This is a genomic window from Gemmatimonadaceae bacterium (assembly GCA_040882285.1).
Taxonomy (GTDB): Bacteria; Gemmatimonadota; Gemmatimonadetes; order Gemmatimonadales; family Gemmatimonadaceae; genus JACDCY01.
In genome coordinates, this window is sequence record JBBEBQ010000006.1 from 110,183 (window position 1) to 128,109 (window position 17,927).

At 68.8% G+C, this 17,927-nt stretch carries 19 protein-coding genes and 1 tRNA gene; 19 read left to right on the forward strand and 1 reads right to left on the reverse strand.

What is annotated here, in order from left to right:
• The first annotated feature begins 18 nt into the window (after positions 1-18).
• The 18 genes from WEA80_03875 (at position 19) to murI (ending at position 16,680) form a co-directional block, all read left to right on the forward strand.
• The gene (locus WEA80_03875; protein MEX1185707.1) at positions 19-630 is read left to right on the forward strand and encodes a polyphenol oxidase family protein; all 612 of its coding nucleotides are present in this window, start codon (positions 19-21) and stop codon (positions 628-630) included.
• Between the two features lie 159 nt (positions 631-789).
• Positions 790-1,251 carry a hypothetical protein gene (locus WEA80_03880; protein MEX1185708.1) on the forward strand — a complete coding sequence of 154 codons (462 nt, stop codon included), beginning with the start codon at positions 790-792 and terminating at the stop codon, positions 1,249-1,251.
• An 8-nt stretch (positions 1,252-1,259) separates the two neighbouring features.
• Positions 1,260-2,843 carry a transcription termination factor NusA gene (gene nusA / locus WEA80_03885; protein MEX1185709.1) on the forward strand — a complete coding sequence of 528 codons (1,584 nt, stop codon included), beginning with the start codon at positions 1,260-1,262 and terminating at the stop codon, positions 2,841-2,843.
• Positions 2,844-2,881: 38 nt separating this feature from the next.
• The gene (locus tag WEA80_03890; GenBank protein ID MEX1185710.1) at positions 2,882-3,163 is read left to right on the forward strand and encodes a ribosomal L7Ae/L30e/S12e/Gadd45 family protein; all 282 of its coding nucleotides are present in this window, start codon (positions 2,882-2,884) and stop codon (positions 3,161-3,163) included.
• Between the two features lie 37 nt (positions 3,164-3,200).
• Positions 3,201-5,885, forward strand: coding sequence for a translation initiation factor IF-2 (infB, locus tag WEA80_03895; protein MEX1185711.1), 2,685 nt, complete (start codon positions 3,201-3,203; stop codon positions 5,883-5,885).
• Positions 5,878-6,309 carry a 30S ribosome-binding factor RbfA gene (rbfA, locus tag WEA80_03900; GenBank protein MEX1185712.1) on the forward strand — a complete coding sequence of 144 codons (432 nt, stop codon included), beginning with the start codon at positions 5,878-5,880 and terminating at the stop codon, positions 6,307-6,309. Before infB ends, rbfA begins: the two co-directional genes overlap by 8 nt.
• Positions 6,290-6,982 carry a tRNA pseudouridine(55) synthase TruB gene (gene truB / locus WEA80_03905; GenBank protein ID MEX1185713.1) on the forward strand — a complete coding sequence of 231 codons (693 nt, stop codon included), beginning with the start codon at positions 6,290-6,292 and terminating at the stop codon, positions 6,980-6,982. The genes rbfA and truB overlap by 20 nt, the downstream gene beginning before the upstream one ends.
• Before the next feature lie 7 nt (positions 6,983-6,989).
• The gene (locus WEA80_03910; GenBank protein ID MEX1185714.1) at positions 6,990-7,994 is read left to right on the forward strand and encodes a bifunctional riboflavin kinase/FAD synthetase; all 1,005 of its coding nucleotides are present in this window, start codon (positions 6,990-6,992) and stop codon (positions 7,992-7,994) included.
• Entirely contained in the window at positions 7,991-9,685 is a 1,695-nt protein-coding gene (secD, locus tag WEA80_03915; GenBank protein ID MEX1185715.1) for a protein translocase subunit SecD, read from the forward strand. The genes WEA80_03910 and secD overlap by 4 nt, the downstream gene beginning before the upstream one ends.
• 7 nt (positions 9,686-9,692) lie before the next feature.
• A complete protein-coding gene (gene secF / locus WEA80_03920) occupies positions 9,693-10,691 on the forward strand; it encodes a protein translocase subunit SecF (GenBank protein MEX1185716.1) in 999 nt (332 codons plus the stop codon).
• Positions 10,688-11,740: a DUF4956 domain-containing protein gene (locus WEA80_03925; GenBank protein MEX1185717.1), complete on the forward strand. Its 1,053-nt coding sequence runs from the start codon at positions 10,688-10,690 to the stop codon at positions 11,738-11,740. Before secF ends, WEA80_03925 begins: the two co-directional genes overlap by 4 nt.
• On the forward strand, positions 11,737-12,789 hold the full coding sequence (locus WEA80_03930) for a hypothetical protein (GenBank protein ID MEX1185718.1): 1,053 nt from the start codon (positions 11,737-11,739) through the stop codon (positions 12,787-12,789). The genes WEA80_03925 and WEA80_03930 overlap by 4 nt, the downstream gene beginning before the upstream one ends.
• A 4-nt stretch (positions 12,790-12,793) precedes the next feature.
• Complete coding sequence (locus tag WEA80_03935; GenBank protein ID MEX1185719.1) at positions 12,794-13,576, forward strand: TatD family hydrolase; 783 nt, start codon at positions 12,794-12,796, stop codon at positions 13,574-13,576.
• An 82-nt stretch (positions 13,577-13,658) separates the two neighbouring features.
• Positions 13,659-14,039, forward strand: a complete 381-nt coding sequence (locus WEA80_03940; protein MEX1185720.1) for a RidA family protein — start codon at positions 13,659-13,661, stop codon at positions 14,037-14,039.
• Between the two features lie 19 nt (positions 14,040-14,058).
• Complete coding sequence (gene selD / locus WEA80_03945; protein ID MEX1185721.1) at positions 14,059-15,111, forward strand: selenide, water dikinase SelD; 1,053 nt, start codon at positions 14,059-14,061, stop codon at positions 15,109-15,111.
• A 4-nt stretch (positions 15,112-15,115) separates the two neighbouring features.
• Positions 15,116-15,212, forward strand: a tRNA-Sec gene (locus WEA80_03950).
• Between the two features lie 80 nt (positions 15,213-15,292).
• On the forward strand, positions 15,293-15,877 hold the full coding sequence (locus tag WEA80_03955) for a hypothetical protein (protein MEX1185722.1): 585 nt from the start codon (positions 15,293-15,295) through the stop codon (positions 15,875-15,877).
• The gene (gene murI, locus WEA80_03960; protein MEX1185723.1) at positions 15,874-16,680 is read left to right on the forward strand and encodes a glutamate racemase; all 807 of its coding nucleotides are present in this window, start codon (positions 15,874-15,876) and stop codon (positions 16,678-16,680) included. Before WEA80_03955 ends, murI begins: the two co-directional genes overlap by 4 nt.
• A gap of 8 nt (positions 16,681-16,688) precedes the next feature.
• Here murI and WEA80_03965 read toward each other — a convergent pair whose 3' ends face one another.
• Positions 16,689-17,453 carry a UDP-2,3-diacylglucosamine diphosphatase gene (locus WEA80_03965; GenBank protein MEX1185724.1) on the reverse strand — a complete coding sequence of 255 codons (765 nt, stop codon included), beginning with the start codon at positions 17,451-17,453 and terminating at the stop codon, positions 16,689-16,691.
• Positions 17,454-17,518: 65 nt separating this feature from the next.
• Here WEA80_03965 and WEA80_03970 point away from each other — a divergent pair, with 65 nt between their 5' ends.
• Positions 17,519-17,923, forward strand: coding sequence for a thioesterase family protein (locus WEA80_03970; GenBank protein ID MEX1185725.1), 405 nt, complete (start codon positions 17,519-17,521; stop codon positions 17,921-17,923).
• Positions 17,924-17,927 lie beyond the last annotated feature (4 nt).

Sequence of the window (17,927 nt, forward strand, 5' to 3'; positions counted from 1 at the left end):
GAGGCCGGGACGTTCGGCCTGTCCGGCGGCGACCCCGAGAGCGAGGCGCTGGGGCGCTGGGCGGCGCTGGAGCGGGAGATAGCCGGTGAGGCTACGGCCATCGTGCTCGCGCGGCAGGTGCACGGCACGAAGATCCTCGAGCACGACGGCGGCAAGCAGGGCTGGGTCCGCGTGGGAGAAGGCGACGGGCACATCACCTCGGAGCGCGGCCTCGCGCTCGCGGTGTCGATCGGGGATTGCGTCCCGGTGTTCATGGCGCACCCGTCGGGGACGATCGCGCTGCTGCATTCCGGATGGAAAGCGACCGCCGCGGGCTTCGTGACGCGCGCCGCTGCCGCGTTCTCGATGCTCGGCAAGCCGCCGGAGGAGTTGCGCGTGCACCTGGGCCCGGCTATCTGCGGGCGCTGCTACGAGGTCGGCGCGGACGTCAGGGAGCAGCTCACGGGGAACCCGGCCACCCGGCCGGGGCAGGTGGATCTGCGGTCACTCCTCGCGGAGCAAGCCTCGGCCGCCGGCGTGCGGCAAATCAGCATGAGCCCGTGGTGCACGCGGCATGACAATGAGCGGTTCTTCTCGTACCGGGCGGGGGATGCAGGCCGACAGGTCGCGGTGATGACGCTGAGATTGTAGAGGGCTCGGGGAAAAGCGCAGCACGCAGCGCTCTTCCCCTGATTGCGGCAACGCCGCTCGAAGACTATTATTAAGGTTGTCGCGCTGATCGTTGCGAGACGAATGTGGGGGAAGTTCGCCCCACATTTTTTTGTTCTCTGGAACTACATCATAAAGTAAATGAAGTCAGAGCTGGAACCAATTGTGAAGGACGCACTTGCAGAGGTTGGGCTTGAGCTTTTTGAGCTACGTCGCGGGGGCACCCGGAATCGCCCGATCGTCGACGTGCGGATCGACCGGACCGACGGGCAGAACATCAGTATCGAGGATTGCGCGCGGGCGTCGCGGGCGATCGAGGCGAAGCTGGACGTGGACGAGGACGGGCTGCGGTACGTGCTGGAGGTGTCGTCGCCGGGGATCGAACGGCCGCTGCGGGACGCGGCGGACTGGAAGCGGTTCGTGGGGAAGAAGGCGAACGTGAAGAGCGACCTGCTTGGCGGATTGGCCGAGGTCGAGATAGTGGGAATCGAGCACGATGATTGGCGCGAGATCGCGGTCGTGCGCACGGCGAAGGGCGAGGAGCTGCGGCTGCCGCTCAACGAAGTGCGGGAAGCGCGCCTCGCGTTTAACTGGAATCGATAGAGGCCCAGATGTCGGCAGATATTTTGATCGCGCTCCGCGAGCTGACCAACTCGAAGCAGCTGGACCGCTCGGAGCTGCACGGACTGATTCAGGACGGCATCTATGCCGCCCTCGCCAAGCGGCACGGGCCTACGGTCCAGGCCGAAGTGGACATCGACGAGTCGAAGGGGTCGATCAAGATCGTGCTGCTCAAGACGGTCGTGGAGGAAGTCACCGACCCCGCGCGCGAGATCGCGCTCGAGGAAGCGCGGATGACCGACGAGGAGTTCCAGGTCGGCGACATGATGGAGGAGCCGGTGAACTTCGCCGAGTTCGGGCGCACGGCGGTGCAGGCGGCCAAGCAGCGCATCATCCAGCGCGTGCGCGAAGGCGAGCGCACCCGCATCCGCGACGAGTTCACCAGCCGCGTCGGCGAGCTGCTCTCCGGGGAAGTCCAGCAGATCGAGCGCGGCAAGCTCGTCGTCATGCTGAACAAGTTCCGCGAGGCGGAGGCAATCATTCCGTACCGCGAGCAGAACCACCGCGAGCACTTCCATCAGGGCGAGCCCGTGCGCGCCGTGCTGAAGCGCGTCGAGGAGACGCCCAAGGGGCCGCGCCTCGTGCTCAGCCGCTCGGACGCGATGTTCGTGCAGGCGCTGTTCAAGCTCGAGGTCCCGGAGATCCAGCAGGGAATCGTGGAGATTCGCGCCGCGGCCCGTGAAGTGGGCAGCCGCACCAAGATCGCGGTGTTCTCCCGGGACGACGCCGTTGATCCCGTGGGCGCGTGCGTCGGCATCAAGGGCTCGCGCGTACAGGCCGTGGTGAACGAGCTGGCCGGCGAGCGGATAGACATCGTGCCCTGGTCGCAGGACCCCGAGCGGTTCGCCAAGCTGGCGCTCGCGCCCGCGCGCGTTGCGCGCGTGTTCAGCGATCCCGCCACCAAGACGATCCAGGCCGTCGTGGACGAGGACCAGCTGTCGCTCGCGATCGGCCGCAACGGGCAGAACGTGCGGCTCGCGTCCGAGCTCACCGAGTGGAAGATCGATCTCTACTCCAGCCGCGAGTGGATGGAGCGCGCCGGCGATCAGCCGATCTTCGCGCCGCTCCCCGAGGATTCCGCGGTCAACCCGCGTCTCGCCGAGATCGACGGTATCTCCGCGGCGACGTCGGCCGTGCTGGAGGAAGCGGGTTACAAGAGATTGGACGACATTATCGATCTCGAGCGGGAAGATTTCCTGCGACTCGCGGGAATCGCGCCCGAGGAGGCCGACCGCCTCATGTCCATCATCAACGAGCTGACCACCGACGACGCCGCGGCCGACGCCGCGGCCGAAGCGGCGGCCGGCGCCGCGGGCGAGGCGGCGGAAAACGAAGGGATGGCGGAGGATCCGGCCGGGGAGTCCGCCGTCGGGATCGATCCGCGCGCGGCGCCGCTCCCCGGCAACGAGGAAGCGCTGCGCGAGATCAACGAAGGAACCGCCGACACCGAGGACTTCGGTCCGCCGGTCCCCGGAGGAGAGGACGCGAACGAGATGGCCAAGGACGAGCCGCTGGCTGAAGCCGAGCCCAAGGCGAAGCCGAAGGCGAAAGGCAAAGTGAAGGCGGAGGGCTGATCGCCACCGATTCCGCGAAGCTGCTTCGTCTCATCGGGCTGGGCGTCCGCGGCCGCACGGTCGTGATCGGCGTGGACCAGGTGAGGCGCTCGGTGCTGAAGGGGAAAGTGAAGCTGGCGGTGGTGGCGCCTGACGCCGCGCGCAACAGCTTGGACAAGGTGCTGCCGCTGCTGGAAGCGCGGCACGTGCGGGTGATGGAAGCGCCGAGCGCGCGGGAGCTGGGCGCGGCGGTGGGTAGAGCATCAACGGCTGCGGTCGGGGTTCTCGATGCGCAGCTGGCGAGGGGGATGTTGGTGACTGAAGGGCATGCTGGTGACTAGTCACTAGTCACATTTCTAAGCAGTGGAGAACCACCAGTTGAGCAAACTTCGAGTTCACGAAATGGCGGCCGAGTTCGGCATCTCGAGCGAGGAGGTTCTGACCCTCCTGCGACAGATGGACGTGCCCGTGCGCAGCCATGTCAGCGCGTTGACCGACGATCAGGTCGCGCGGCTGAGGGCGCGCTGGGAGCGCGAGAAGCGCGCTCGCGCGGAGAAGCCAGCCACCACGTCGCGCCGCCGCCGCAGCTCGGCCGCGGCGGAGAAAGCAGCGCCCCCCGCTCCGGAGCCGAAAGCCGAGGGCGGCCCGCGCCGGAGACGCCGCGCCGCACCGCCCGTGACCGAGACCGCGGAGGTCGCCCCTGAAGTCGAAGCGGCCCCGCCTCCGCCCGCGCCGGTCGAGGAAGCGCCCGCCGTGCGCCGGCGGGCGGCCGCGGCGCCGGCCGCGCCCGCTCCGACTCAACCCGCGGCCGCCGCCGCGCCTGCCGCGCCCGCACCGGCCGCCGCGGCGCCGCCGCCTCCACGCGCAGCGCCGCCAGCCGCGCCGCCACCGGCCGCGGCCGGTGGGACGCAGGCCCCGACGGTGCCGCCCATTCCCGAGCGCCAGCGCCCGCGTCCGATCGTGCCCGGCGCTCCGCGCCCGCGCCCGGTTGCGAGCGGCACTCCGTACGGCGCGCGCCCTATCGCCTCCGCCTCACCCGGCGCCGGCACTCCGACGCGGCGGGACGACCGCCCCACGGGCGGCGCCCGCACCGACGACACGCGCGGCCGCGGCAAGCGCGGTAAGCGCGGCGCCGTCGATCAGCAGGCGGTGTCCGACAACATCTTCAAGACGATGACCGCCATCCGCGGCGCGCCCCCGCGCCGCGGCGGAGCGCGCCGCGCCGACGACGCGCTGTCGCGCGAGGAGATCGAAGCGCAGCGGACCGCGGAGCAGGAGCGCGAGAAGAAGACCGTTCGCGTGAACGAGTTCATCAGCGTCAGCGAGCTCGCGGAGATCCTGAAGATCCCGCCCACGCAGATCGTCGGGTTCGCGCTCAAGAACCTCGGCTTCATGGTGACGATCAACCAGCGGCTCGACTTCGATCAGATCGAGCTGATCGCCAGCGAGTTCGGCTTCCGGGCCGTGCGCGAGGAGGAGTTCGCCGCGGACGCGGGGGACGTCCCCGCCGACAAGGCGGAGGACCTCAAGCCGCGCCCGCCGGTCGTGACGATCATGGGACACGTCGATCACGGCAAGACCTCGCTGCTCGACCACATCCGCAAGGCGAACGTCGTCGCCGGGGAGGCGGGCGGCATCACGCAGCACATCGGCGCGTACCACGTGTTGCTGCCGGGCGGCAGGAACCTCACGTTCCTCGACACGCCGGGGCACGAGGCGTTCACGGCGATGCGCGCGCGCGGCGCCCAGGTGACCGACATCGTCGTGCTCGTGATCGCGGCCGACGACCAGGTGATGCCGCAGACCATCGAGGCGATCTCGCACGCGAAGAACGCGAGCGTCCCGATGATCGTGGCCATCAACAAGGTGGACCTGCCGTCGGCGAACGCGCTCAAGGTGAAGCAGGACCTGCTGCAGCACGGCGTCGTGCTGGAGGAGTTCGGCGGCACCACGCTCTCGTCCGAGATCTCGGCCAAGACCGGCGCGGGGATCGACGCGCTGCTCGAGCAGATTCTGCTGCAGGCGGAGCTGCTGGAGCTGAAGGCGAACCCGGACCGGCCGGCGATCGGCGCGGTGGTCGAGGCGTCGCTCGACGCGGGCAAGGGGCCGGTCGCGACGGTGCTGGTGTCCTCGGGCACCCTGCGCGTGGGCGACGACTTCATCTGCGGCATGTTCAGCGGCCGCGTGCGTGCGCTGCTGGACGAGCGCGGTAAGGCTGTGAAGGAAGCGGGACCGGCGATCCCGGTGCAGGTGCTGGGCATGACGGGCGTCGCGATGGCGGGCGACCAGTTCATCGTCGTCCAGGACGCGGTTGCGTCCCGCGAGATCGCGCAGCGCCGGCAGCGCCTGGACCGCGAGGCGCGCAGCCGCCGCACCGCCAAGGGCGTCGTGTCGCTGGAAGAGTTCATGACGCAGACGTCCGGCGGCGAGAAGCGCACGCTGCGGATCGTCATCAAGGCCGACCAGGGCGGGCCGGCGGAAGCGGTGGCCGACGCGCTCGGGCAGCTGTCCAACGAAGAGGTGTCGGTCGAGGTGATTCATCGCGGCGTCGGCACGATCAACGAGAGCGACATCCTGCTCGCGAGGGCGGCGGGCGCGATCATCGTCGGCTTTCATGTTCGGCCGGACAACAACGCGCGCGCGGCGGCCGAGCGCGAGGGCGTGGACATCAAGCTGTACAAGATCATCTACGAGGCGGTCGAGGAGGTGCGACTGGCGCTGGAAGGGCTGCTGCGGCCGGAGGAGCGCGAGGTCGTGTACGGCGAGGCGCACGTGCTGCAGCTGTTCCGCGTGCCGAAGATCGGCGTCATCGCCGGCTGCTCGGTCCGGAGCGGGATCATCAACCGCCAGGGGCGCGTGCGCGTGATCCGCGACGGTGTCGAGGTGTACGACGGCGTCATCGGCTCGCTGCGCCACCTCAAGGACGACGTGCGCGAGGTGCGCTCCGGCTTCGAGTGCGGTATCGGGATCGAGAATTTCCAGGATGTCAAAGTCGGCGACGTGATCGAGTGCTACCGGACGGAACAGGTGGCGCGCACGCTCACGCCGGCCGCCACTGCGTAACACGCGGCGCGCGGATCGTGTCTCCGAGGCGATCCGCGAGGTAGTCGCCACCTTCCTCGCCGAGGGCGGCGGAGCGAAGGATCCTCGGATAACGGGGCTCGTCACGGTGACGGGAGTGGACATCACGTCCGACCTCCGGCACGCGAAGGTCTACGTCAGCGTGCTCGGCACGGAGACGGAGAAGGCAGCCACGTTCGAGGGGCTGAGCAGCGTAGCCGGCCACCTCCGCTCGCAGATCGCGAAGACGCTGCAGCTGCGCGTCGCCCCGCAGATCACGTTCAAGGTGGACGAGAGCGTCGCGCACGCCGCGCGCATCGAGTCGCTACTCGAGCAGATCAAGAACGAGACGCCCGCGCGGGTGGAGCCTCCGGCCGGCGGCGACGCCGCGGCGGGAGCGTCCGACGATGAAGACCGCCAGCCCTGAGGGGCTCCTGCTCGTGGACAAGCCCGCGGGGATCACGTCGCACGACGTCGTGGACCGCGTGCGCGGCGCGTACGGCGAGCGGAGCGTCGGGCACCTCGGCACGCTGGATCCGTTCGCGACCGGACTGCTGGTGCTGCTGGTGGGCCGGGCGACGCGGCTCGCGACCTTTCTCGACGTCGAGCCGAAGGTGTACGAGGCGGTCATAGCGTTCGGCACGGAGACCGACACCGACGATTCGACCGGTGAAGTCACGCGCTCGGCGGCGCCGCCGTCGGAAGCGAACGTGCGCGCGGCGATCGTCACGCTGACCGGCGAGATTCAGCAGGTGCCGCCGGCGTACTCGGCGAAGAAGGTCGCGGGCCGGCGCGCCTACGCGGCCGCGCGGAGCGGCGAGGCGCTGGAGCTCGCTCCCGCGAGCGTCGTGGTGCATCGCTGGGAGCTCGGCGCGTTCATCGGCGAGGCTTTCAGCGCGACCATCACCTGCGGCGGCGGCACTTACATCAGGTCCCTGGCGCGCGACCTCGGGCGCTCCTCCGGGAGCGCGGCGCACCTGCGGTCGCTGCGGCGCACGCGGATCGGCAGGTTCGACGTCGCCGACGCCACTCCGGTGGACGCTCTCGCCGCGTCGCCCCCGCCGCTGAAGCGGCTCGAGGTGACCGTTGCCGCGGCCTGACCCGCGCATGCACGAGTCCGGTCTTCCGCCGACTGTGACGGCGACGGTGGTGACCGTCGGCACCTTCGACGGCATGCACCGCGGGCACCGCGACGTCGTGCAGCGGTTGGTGGATCGCGCGGCCACGGCCGGTTTGCCGAGCCTGCTGCTCACGTTCGACCCGCATCCGCTCGAGGTCGTGAATCCGGCCGCCGCGCCCCAGCTGCTCACCAGCCGGGAGGAGAAGATCGAGATCCTGGCCGAGACGGGGCTCGACTACGTCGCCGTGCTTCCGTTCACCCGGCAGCTCGCGGACTATTCCGCGGAGGAGTTCGTGGAGCTGGTGTTGCGCGCGCGATTCCGGATGCGGCAGCTCCTCATCGGCTACGACCACGGCTTCGGACGCTCGCGGGCGGGCGACGTGAGCGTGCTCAAGTCGCTCGGCAAGCGCGACGGGTTCGACGTCGAGGTGGTGCGGGCGGTGGAGGCCCCGGACGGGCACAGCATCTCTTCCACCGCGATCCGGCGCGCGGTCGCCGGAGGCGATCTCGACCGCGCCGCGGATTCGCTCGGCCGGCTGTATTCCGTCGGCGGAAAGGTCGGCCGCGGCGACCAGCGCGGGCGCAGGCTCGGGTTTCCGACCATCAACCTCGTCCCGCCGCCGCACAAGCTCCTGCCCCCGGAAGGCGTGTACGCCGCGCGCGTTCAGACTTCGCGCGGGACCTTCGGCGCGATGGTGAATCTTGGCCCGCGACCGACGTTCGGCGACTCCAGTGTGGGCCTGGAGGCGTACCTGTTCGACACCGAAGTCGATCTGTACGGCGCGCACGTGCGGCTCGAGTTCGTGGCCCGCCTGCGCGACACCCGCGCGTTTCCCGACGCCGCGGCGCTCATCGAGCAGATCAAGGATGACGAGACGTCCGCGCGATCCGCGTTGACTGTCCTCTCCGTGGCCGGTAACGTTCGCACTGCTCAAAACGCCGCCGGGACCGCGCGTCCCGCCGGCGTCACCTCAATCAGCTCCTCACAATGAAGTTGAAGCATAGAATCGCGATCATTCTGGCGCTCATCGCCGGCTCGCTGTGGACGCTTTATCCGCGCACGGTCGTCGAGCGCGTCAAGCGTGACGGCGTCTTCGTGTACGACACGGTTCAGCGGGTTCCGCTCAAGCGCGGGCTGGATCTCGTGGGCGGCATTCACATGGCGCTCGAGATCGACGAGTCCAAGGCGCCCGTAACGGACAAGGCCGCGGCGCTCACCAACGCGCTGACCGTCCTGCGCAACCGTGTGGACGAATTCGGCGTGGCCGAGCCCGTGGTGCAGCGGGTGGGCGACGACCGGATCATCGTGGAGCTTCCCGGAATCGACGATCCCGTCCGCGCGCAGGACATCGTGCAGAAGTCGGCGTTCCTGGAGTTCCAGATAACCGACAAGTCGCAGGCATTGGACAAGGCGCTGCCGCGGCTCGACGGGATCATCCGCTCGCGCGGACTGACCACGCCCGGCGCGCCCGGCGCGCCCGGCGCGCCCGCGCGCGCCGCGGCGGCTCCGGCGCAGATGCCGCGGACGCCGGCCGGGCTTGGCTCGCTGCTGCAGCGGGACACGACGGACACCGCGCGCGCGGCGGGAGACACGGGCACGCGCGACACGGCGGCCGTGGCGGCGGGCACGGGACCAGGGCCGCTCTCGAGTCTCATCCAGCAGGGATCCATGCCGGGCGAATATCTGGTCGCGGCAGAGAACGTCGGGCCGGTCGAGCACTATCTGTCGCTGCCCGAGATTCAGGCCGCGCTACCTCCCGGCAAGGTGGTGCGGTGGAGCAGCGATTCGATGGTCATCGCGAACAGCACGTACCGGCCGTTCTACGTGCTCGACGCGCGCCCGATCATCACCGGGCAGTACATCCAGGACGCGCAGCCCAACCAGGATCCGCTCGAGGGCACGCTCGTGACCTTCGAGCTGAACAATGAAGGCGGCCGCCAGTTCCGGCGGGAGACCAGCCGGCACATTCAGGACTACATGGCGATCGTGCTCGACCAGCGCGTCATGGGCCGCCCGCCGGTGATTCAGGGCGCCATCGGCACGCGCGGGCAGATAACCATGGGCGGACAGGATCTCGCCGCCGCGCAGGATCTCGCGCTGGTGCTGCGGGCCGGAGCGCTGCCCGTCCCGCTCAAGATCGTGGAGTCCGGGGCGATCGGGGCGAGCCTCGGGCAGGACGCGGTGCAGCAGGGAATCCGCGCCGGAATCCTCGGCCTCGCGCTCGTGATTCTGATAATGGTCGTGTACTACAAGCTGTCGGGCGTATTCGCCGTGGGCGGGCTGGCCGTGTACACGCTGATCACGCTCGCCGTGCTCGCGTCGTTCGGCGCGGTGCTCACGCTGCCGGGAATCGCCGGCTTCGTGCTCTCCATCGGAATGGCGCTGGACGCCAACTTCCTGATCTTCGAGCGCACGCGCGAGGAAATGGACGCCGGCAAGACTCCGCGCGCGGCGATCGACGAGGGCTTCCAGCACGCGTGGAGCGCGATCATCGACACGCACGTGACCACCGCGTTGACCGCGGCGATCCTGTACCAGTTCGGCACCGGTCCCGTCCAGGGATTCGCGGTCGCGTTGCTCGCCGGAATCGGCGCCTCGCTCGTCAGCGCCATCTTCGTGGTGCGGACGTTCTTCCTCATCTGGCTACACCGTACCGGCGGAACCAAGCCGGTCAGCATCTAAGGGACCCATGCTTCGCGTACTGCACAACACGAAAATCAATTTTATCCGCCTGTGGCGCGTGTCCACGGCGTTCTCGCTGCTGCTGATCATTCCCGGCCTGATCTGGATCGCGCTCAGCGGGTTCCACTACAGCATCGAGTTCACCGGCGGCACGCTCAAGCGGATCCAGTTCACCGATCCGCCGCCGAGCGTGGCGGACGTCCGCGCCGCCATGGCGGAGGGCGGCCTGCCGCAGGTGGAGATCCAGACCTTCGGTAGTCCGAACGAGCTGATCATGCGGGCGCAGGACCCGAGCACGGTCGCGCAGCAGGACGCCGGCGCCGAAGTCGTCTCGCGGCAGATTACCGCGGCGCTCGATGCGAAGTTCGGCGCTGACAAATACGAGGTGCTCCTCACCGAAGGGGTCGGGCCGAAGGTGGGTAGCGAGCTCCGGCGGAACGCCATGATCGCGCTGGCGATCGCGTTCATCACGACTTTGATCTACCTGGCGTGGCGGTTCGAGTGGCGGTTCGGGCTCGCCGCCGTGCTTGCGACGGTCCACGACATTCTCGCGACGCTGGCGTTCATGAAGTACATGAACCTCGAGATATCGCTGTTCGTGGTCGGCGCGCTGCTGACCGTGATCGGTTACTCGCTGAACGACACGGTCGTGGTGTTCGACCGCGTGCGCGAGAACCTGAAGAAGTTCCCGAAGACGGGCCTGTACGACCTGCTCAACCGGTCGGTGAACGAGACGCTGCCGCGGACGGTGCTGACCGGATCCACGACGCTGGCCACGCTGCTGTCGCTGCTCATCTTCGGCGGCACCGTGATCCGGCCGTTCGCCTGGGTGCTGACGTGGGGAATCATCATCGGAACGTTCAGCTCGGTGTACGTGGCCGGGCCGTTGCTCCTGTGGATCAACCACCAGTGGCCGCGGCACGCCGCGGCATCGGGACGCGCCGACCGCCTGGCCCAGGCCACGCGGCAGACCGAGCGGGAGAAGAGGCCCGCGCCCGCGCGATGACGACGCCTGTCGGCGCCCACGGCCAGGCAACAAGCTCTTCGGCGCCGCCGCATTGGAAGCGCATGTGGGGCAACGTGGTGCTCCGCACCATTGTCTATTACGCGCTGCTCGTGGGCGTGGCCGCGCTCACCTGGGAGTATCTCCCGCCGACCGACGTCGGGGCCGCGGGAGGCGACGGCGCCACGCTGACCGGGAGCGCCGACATCATCGCGCGGATCGCCGATGATTCGCTGACGCTGTCGGTGTTCCTCGCGATGGCGACCGCGGTGCTCGTGTCCATCCCGGTCGCGTGGATCTACACACTGACGCGGCAGAAGCGCGGCTTCCAGCAGTCGGTGGTGCAGATGCTGGTGCTGCTCCCGCCAGTCGTCGCCGGAATCGTGATGCTGGTCAAGCACAGCCTCGCGCTCGCCTTCAGCCTCGCGGGCGCGGCCGCGGCCGTCCGCTTCCGCAACACGCTCGACGACAGCAAGGACGCGGCATACGCCTTTCTCGCGATCGGGATCGGCATCGCCGCCGCGGTCGAGCTGCCGGTGGCGCTGGTGCTCTCGGTCGTGTTCAACGCGGTGATTCTGGGACTGTGGTACACCGACTTCGGCCGCGTGCCGGCCGCGCTGGAAGGGAAGGAAGCGCAGCGGAAGCTCGAGCGGGCGCTCGCCGTCGCGAGCCGGACGGGGACGTTCGTGGCGCGGCTCGACAAGGAGCTGTTCGAGCACATGTCGCCCGAGCAGCTCGAGGCCGCGGCGGACAAGGCGCAGCGCCGGCGCCGGCGCAACGCGCCCGATTTCATGGACGAGAACGTCGAGGCCGAGCGCGACAACCTGCTGCTGCGGGTCGCGACGTTCGACCCGCCGGCCGCGCGCAAGGCGGTGGAGCCGGTGCTCGACCAGCGGGTGAAGCGCTGGCGCTACGGCGGGCTGGTGCGCGAGCAGACCGGCGCCACGGTCATCGAGTACATGGTGGATCTCAAGCGGCGCGAGCCGGCGCAGAGCGTGCTCGACGCGCTGCGTGACCTTGGAGCGCACGTCGTGCGCGCGGAGCTGAAATGAAAAAAGCTATTGGCTATTGGCTATTGGCTGTTGGCTATGCGGCCGTCGCCGGGGCGCAGGCGCCCGCGGACAGCGCGCCCAAGCCGTACGAGCTGCAGAAGCTTTTCTCGCACGACAGCGTCCTGCGGCTCACGCTCACCACCAACTTCCGGGCTCTGTCCCGCTCGCGGTCGGGTGCAGCGAGGTACTACGGCGCGAAGCTGACGTACAGCGACACCGGAGCTTCCCCGATCACGATTCCGCTGCGGGTGCGGGCGCGCGGACTCTGGCGCAGGGTGAACTGCGAGATGCCGCCGGTGCTGCTCAACTTCTGGACCGACAGCTCGAAGAAGACGCTGTTTGCGCGCCTCGATCGCGGCCGGCTGGTCGTGCACTGCCGCAACAACGACGCGTTCGAGCAGTACGTGCTCCAGGAATTCCAGCTGTACCGCATATACAACCTGCTGACGCCGTTCAGCCACCGCGCGCGGCTGGCGCACGTGACGTACGTGGACAGCGCGTCCGGGAGGCAGACCGCCGCGCGGCACGGGTTCATACTCGAGGACGACGACGACATGGCCGCGCGCAACGGCGGCAAGCAGATGGAGCTGAAGGGCGCGAAGTCCGGAGACCTCGATCCGTTCACCGACGCGCTGGTGGGAGTGTTCCAGTATCTCATCGGCGGAAGCGACTGGTCGGTGGCCGGGCTGCACAACATTCAGCTGGTGAGCCAGCCCGAGGGCGTCGTCCGCGCGGTGGCGTACGACTTCGACTGGTCCGGCGCCGTCAACGCGAGCTACGCCAAGCCCGATTACCGTTTGCCGATCACGGCCGTCCGGCAGCGCCTGTTCCGCGGCTACTGCGCGCCGCGGGAGCAGTTCACCCGGGTGTTCGCGCTGTTCAACGAACAGAAGCCGGCGATCTACGCGCTGTACTCCGATCACATCGGCCGGCTCATGAACCCCGATGTCGTACGGCGTACGCTCGCGTACTTCGACGAATTTTACGAGACGATAAACGATCCCAGGAGGGCGGCCGAGCTCGTCCGGAGCTGCAAGGAGGCGCAGTAAGGGCGTGACTGCGGTGGCTTCGTTCATCGACAGTCACGCCCACCTCGTCGACCCGGCGTTCGATTCCGACCGGGCAGAGGCGATCGAGCGGGCCCGCCGGACCGGCTGCGAGGGGATCGTCGCGATAGGCACGTCACCGGCGGATTCCCGCGCGGCCCTCGAGCTCGCGCACGCCAATGCCGGCTTCGTGTACGCGACCGCCGGCCACCATCCACACGAGGCCCCCTCCTTCGACCCGGCGCGCGACGGCGAGCTGCTGCGCGAGCTGCTCGATCAGGGCGCGGTCGCGGTCGGCGAGTGCGGGTTGGACTACCACTACGATCACTCGCCGCGGGACGCGCAGCTACGCGCGTTCAGCGCCCAGCTCGCCCTGGCCGCCGAGCTGCGCAAGCCGGCGGTCGTGCACACGCGCGAGGCCGAGTCCGACATGGAGGCCATGATCCGCGAGGCCGGCACCTCCGGGGTGATCGGCGTGCTGCACTGCTTCACCGGGCCGGCGCGGCTCGCCGACGCGGCGCTCGCGGCCGGCTGGTACGTCTCGTTCGCGGGGATCGTGACGTTCAGGAAGTGGGCCGGGGACGATCTCATTCGGGCCGTTCCCGACGATCGCATTCTCGTCGAATCCGACTCCCCCTACCTTGCCCCCGTCCCGCACCGCGGCAAGCGCAACGAGCCCGCGTACGTCAGCCTGACCCTCGCGAAAGTGGCGGAGGCGCGGGGAGTGCAGGCGCAAGCGCTCGGTGAGCGCGTAACGACTAACGCGCGCCGCCTATTCGGACTGGACTAGCTCTTGGCTGCACCGGTTCCCCGTGCGAGGTTTGATTCAGCAAGCGCAAAGCCAATAGCCAATAGCCAATAGCCAACAGCCCATGTCCCTCAAAATCATCCAGACGAGCGACGCACCCGCCGCGATCGGCCCGTACTCGCAGGCCGTGACCGCCGGCGGATTCCTATTCACGGCGGGACAGATCGCGCTCGATCCAAAAAGCGGCCAAGTGATCGACGGCGGCGTCGAGCAGCAGACCGAGCGAGTGATGACCAACCTCTCGGCGGTCCTGAAGGAGGCGGGCGCCGACTGGAGCAGCGCCGTGAAGACGACCGTGTACCTGCACGACATGGCCGACTTTCCCGCGATGAACGAGGTGTACGGCCGGCGGCTGGGCGACTCGCGTCCGGCGCGCTCCACGATCCAGGCGGCCGGCCTACCGCGCGGAGTGCTCGTCGAGATCGACGTAGTCGCCAAGCTGTAGCGCTGCCCTTCAGCGGATCATGACCGACGCAGGCACCGCCAGGACGCGGGAGGAGCTGTTCCGGCTCACCGCGTTTGCGCGGTGCGCGGGTTGAGCTTCCAAGATGGGTCCAGGGGACCTTGCGGAGGTACTCGCTCCGATTCCGGGCGCGAGCGATGAGAGGATTCTGGTCGGGCGGGAGACGTTCGACGACGCCGGCGTGTTCTTCCTGTCCGACGAGTTGGCGCTCGTGCAGACGGTGGATTTCTTCGCGCCAATCGTGGACGACCCGTACACGTTCGGCCAGATAGCCGCCGCCAACGCGCTGTCGGACGTGTACGCCATGGGCGGTCAGCCGCTGACCGCGCTGAACATCGTCGCGTTTCCCAACGACAAGCTCCCGCACCGAATTCTCACCGACATTCTGCGCGGCGGGCTGGACAAGGTGCACGAAGCGGGCGCGCACATCATCGGCGGGCACACGATCCTGGACGAAGAGATCAAATACGGTCTGGCCGTGACCGGCCGCGCGCATCCGAAGTTCCTGCTTACCAACGCCGGCGCCAGGCCGGGCGACAGGCTCATTCTTACGAAGCCGCTGGGCACCGGCATACTCGCCACGGCCATCAAGCGGGGGGAGCTCGCTCCGTCCGCGCAGGCCGAGGTCCTCGCGTCCATGACGACGCTGAACGGAGGTGCGAGCCGCGCCGCGCTCGCCGTCGGTTCCCGCTGCGCGACCGACGTCACCGGCTTCGGATTCCTCGGACACGCGTCGCACGTCGCGCGCGCGAGCGGCGTCACGCTCCGGTTCTCCGTTGCAGAAATACGCGCGTTCGCGGGCGCCGCCGACGCGTGGGCGCGCGGAGTCAACACTGGCGGCGCGGAGCGAAATCTCGAGTACGTGAACCCGCTCGTGGACTGGGGCAGCTCGACCGACGCGCAGCGCGCGCTGCTCGTGGACCCCCAGACCTCGGGCGGGTTACTCGTTGCCGTGGGGCCCGACCGTGTCGCCGCCTATCTTTCGCGGGTCGCCGGCGCAGTCGAGGTGGGTACCGTCACGGAGCGAGCCGAATTTGCGATCGTGCTGCAATAATCGCGGGGGTGGATGGGGCCTGGTGGCTTCCCCAGTCTTCAAAACTGGTGTGACCCGACTCAGTCGGGCCGGGTGGGTTCGATTCCCACACTCTCCCGCCAGCACGGCCGCTCTCGCTTTTCTCCTCTTCGCTGGTCTCGCCGCGCCACTCGCCGCGCAACAGGACACGCTGCGCCGTCCCATGCCTCCCCGCATAGACACTCTGTTTGTCGATTCGCTCGCGCGAATCGACACGGTCGTCGCCGTCCCGGTCGTCGTACAGCCGCTCGAAGCAACCCGCCCGATCTCTCCCGGCGGCGCGTTCCTCCAGTCGCTGCTCATTCCCGGCCGCGGCCAGATAACACTCGGCAAGAAGAACGCGTCCCGCTTCTACTTCCTGGTGGAAGCGCTCGGGATCGGCATGACGATCAAGTCGTACGGCGACCTCCGCGAGGCCAAGCGCGGCGCCGACGACAGCACCGCCGTCGAGTGGGAAGTCGATCCCGTTACCGGCGACAGCACCCCGACGAGATTCGAGCCCAGCCGCTTCACTCCCGAGCTGATCAACGCGCGCCGCACGCACGTGGAAGACTGGATCGCGCTGCTCATATTCAATCACCTGCTGTCCGCGGCCGACGCCTATGTCGCGGCCAATCTCTGGGATTTTCCGGCGAAGGTCAGCGTGCGGGCACGCCCGCCCGGAGCGCACGCCCGGGTCCGTGACGCCGGGTTGCCGCCGCCGGCGCTCAATCTCGAAGCGAGAATCACGGGAACGATCACCTGGTGAAGGGCAGCGACGCGCCGATCGGCGTCTTCGACTCTGGCCTCGGCGGGCTCACCGTGGTGCGCGAGCTGATCCGCCAGCTGCCGAACGAGAGCATCATCTACTTCGGCGACACCGCGCGCGTGCCGTACGGCCCGAAGGGCGAGGACACGGTCATCCGCTACAGCCAGGACATCGCCGGCTTTCTCCGCACGCAACGGGTGAAGGCGATCGTCGTCGCCTGCAACACCGCCACCGCCCACGCGCTTCCGACCTTGCGCGCGCAGCAGGACATCCCGGTGATAGGCGTGATCGAGCCCGGCGCGCGGGCGGCGGTGAAGGCGAGCCGGGGCCGGCGCATCGGCGTGATCGGAACGCGCGGCACGATTCGCTCGAAAGCGTACGACAAAGCCATCGCGCACCTGGCGCCCGACGCAACGGTGACCACCGCCGCCTGCCCGCTGTTCGTCCCGCTGATCGAGGAAGGCTGGCTCGACGGCGAGCCCACGCGGATCATCGCGCGCGGCTACCTCGAGCCGTTCACCGACGGCAAGATCGACACGCTGGTGCTCGGCTGCACGCACTACCCGCTGCTCAAGATCGTGATCGGCGAGACGATCGGGCGCGAGGTGCGGCTGATCGACAGCGCGCACGAGACGGCGGCGGAGACGGCGCGCGTGCTGCGCGAGAACGACCTGGAGGCCCGCGACAGCAACGCGCATTATCGCTTCGTCGCGTCGGACGATCCCGAGCAGTTCCTCGCGGTCGGCCAGCGCTTTCTCGGCGCGCCGCTCGAGCGGGTGGAGCTCGTCACGCTCGGCAGCTGACCGCGCGCTCAGGCCGTAACGCGCTCCAGACTGGACAGCGCGGGGGAATCCAGCGAGCCATCCCACCGGCGCAGCTCGATCGAGCGCTCCGACACCGTCAGGTAGGTAGGCGAGTCCAGCCACGAGCCCGCGTTGGCGAACACGCCGCGGCCGACTCGCTCCAGCGTCGCGATGTGCGAGTGCGCGTACACCAGGAGATCCAACCCTGGGTCCGCGCTGAGCGCCGCGTGCGCGACGGCGCGCAGCCCCGTCCCCTCGTCAGCCGCGCGATAGTCGCGACTCGTGTGCGAAGTCGCGGTGGCGATCTTCGTCGCGAGGTCGGGGTGCAGTAGCCGGAACAAGCGGATGGACACCGGGTTGCGCAGGACGCTGCGAAGCCGCCGGTAGTTCTTGTCCTCGCGCTCGCGGAGCCCGTCGCCGTGCTCGATCCGGGCGCGCCAACCCGCGAGCTCGCCCTCCCACGCTTCCGTCGTGTAGTCGACGCCGAGATCCTCGCGCAGCACCTCGCCGCCCCAGCAGTCGTGGTTGCCCGCGACCCAGATGATCCGCGTCCCGCTGTCCTTCAGTTCCGACAACGCGCCGAGCGTCCTGAACGCGCCGCGGGGAATCACGGTCTTCCACTCGAACCAGAAATCGAACAGATCGCCGTTCACCACCAGCGTGCTCGCCCGGCCCCGCAGCGCGCGCAGGAAAGCGAGGAGGTCGCGCTCTACCTCGGGCGCGGCGGCGCCAAGGTGGGTGTCGGAGATGATGAACGCAGGCGCCTGAGACATTGGCGGGAAGTTACTTGTGACTAGTGACTAGTGACTAGTGACTAGTCACTAGTAACTTTCTTTCCATGCCCCGGGACATACAGCTCCGCGTCCGGTACGCGGAGACCGACCAGATGCGCGTCGTGTACCACGCCAACTACCTGGTGTGGTGCGAGGTCGGGCGAACCGAGTACATCCGCAGCGCGTTCGCATCCTACGCCGAGGTGGAGCGGAAGGGAGTCGCTCTCGCCGTGGTGGAGGCGAACCTCCGCTTTCACGCGCCCGCCAGGTACGACGATCTGATCACCGTGACGACGACTTTGCGCGAGGCGCGCTCGCGGACGATGACTCTGGACTACGTGATAACGAACGCGGAGACGGGGGAGAAGCTCGTGACCGCGAGCACCACGCTCGCTTCGACCGACCCGAATGGGCGGCTCGTGTCGATGCCGGCCGATCTGCGCAGCGCACTGGAGAGGTCGCGTGAGTAAACCA